Origin of the sequence: Caballeronia arationis (assembly GCF_001544975.2) — a bacterium.
GTDB classification, from domain to species: domain Bacteria; phylum Pseudomonadota; class Gammaproteobacteria; order Burkholderiales; family Burkholderiaceae; genus Caballeronia; species Caballeronia arationis.
The window spans coordinates 1-1326 of sequence record NZ_FCOG02000447.1 but is presented as its reverse complement, the minus strand read 5'-3'; the positions used below and the strand labels follow the sequence as shown (position 1 = coordinate 1326).

Here is a 1326-nt window from a genome sequence, read left to right as displayed (position 1 = left end):
AGGAACCTTGCTCGCCCCTCCTACAACTGCCTGAGTTCGAAAAGTACAAGGCCACCTGATGAACGCCCCGAGGCGTCCACGAACAAAACCCAATTTTGCAGGTCCGACTAAGTAGATCTTCGTAGATCGATATCGATTGCTCCGGATGTTGCGGAGAAATGGAACCAGATACTGTGGTGACAGCCTTCCAATCGACGGTTGATCATAACTATTGAGGCCATAGCTCAGGAAGTTCAGCTGTCAGTTTACTTGCAAATACAGAGGAGTCGCTAAAATGGAAACCGTGCAAGATCTCCAAGGATCTTCAAAGCGAGTGCTGCCGATTCGCTCGACGGAAGAAATCCGTCAAATGCTAGGGACCAAGCCCGTGAATCTCGACATTATTCGGGACCCGGCGATCTACAAGCAGGAGCAGGAAAAAATTTTCCGCAAGACTTGGCTGAAAGTGGCCACTACTTGGGAGGTGGCCAATCCTGGCGACTGGAAGGTCAAGGAGCTTGCTGTCTGTGATGCCTCGGTCATCATTGCGCGTGGCAAAGACGGCGTAATCCGGGCGTTCCATAACGTCTGCACTCACCGGGGGAATAAAGTCATTCCGACCACGGAGTTCGAGACGTTTGGCCACTCGCGCGCCAACGTCATTACATGCCGCTTCCACGGATGGGTGTTCGGTACGAACGGCGATCTGCGCTCGGTGCCCATGAAGGAGGAGTTTGCGGAGATCGATACCAAGTGTCTTAGCCTTCGCGAAATCCAGTGCGACGTGTGGGAAGGCTTTGTCTTCATCAACTTTGACAAGAAACCGGAACAGTCACTGAAGGAATACCTGGGTGGTTTCGGGGAGCTGTTTGCTGGCTATCCCTACGCGGAATCGACCACGGCCTATCGCTATTCGACGGTGCTCGACTGCAACTGGAAGGTTGCCCTGTATGCCTTCAGCGAAGGCTATCACGTGCCCACGATCCACGCGGGTTCCTTGCCTGGCTTTTCCGGTATCGAGCACACCAATTATCGGATTCTGGGTCCCCATGCGTCGTCGGCCATCTATGGCGGCGGGATGGATACGGCAGATTCGACGCAGAAATTTGACACGCTGCTGCATAGCGCCGCGACCCATAAGCCTCATCCAGAGCAGTTGCCGGGTGGCATCAACGCGGAAGGTCGTTCCGATTTCCAGTTCGAGCTGCCGTCGGTGTTTCCAAATTTCATCATCCATCTCGCCTCGGGTTGCGGCTACCCCGGATTGTCGGGTTCTGTCGCGATAAGAAACGTGTGTTGAGCAAGGCCTGACATGCTTAGGAATACTTATGCCACTAGCGAGTAGAA

1 protein-coding gene is annotated in these 1326 nt (G+C 53.9%); it reads left to right on the top strand.

All coding sequences use genetic code 11. The features are described from left to right. The first annotated feature begins 274 nt into the window (after positions 1–274). Positions 275–1279 carry an aromatic ring-hydroxylating oxygenase subunit alpha gene (locus AWB81_RS43035; protein ID WP_062644677.1) on the top strand — a complete coding sequence of 335 codons (1005 nt, stop codon included), beginning with the start codon at positions 275–277 and terminating at the stop codon, positions 1277–1279. The last annotated feature ends 47 nt before the right edge of the window (positions 1280–1326 follow it).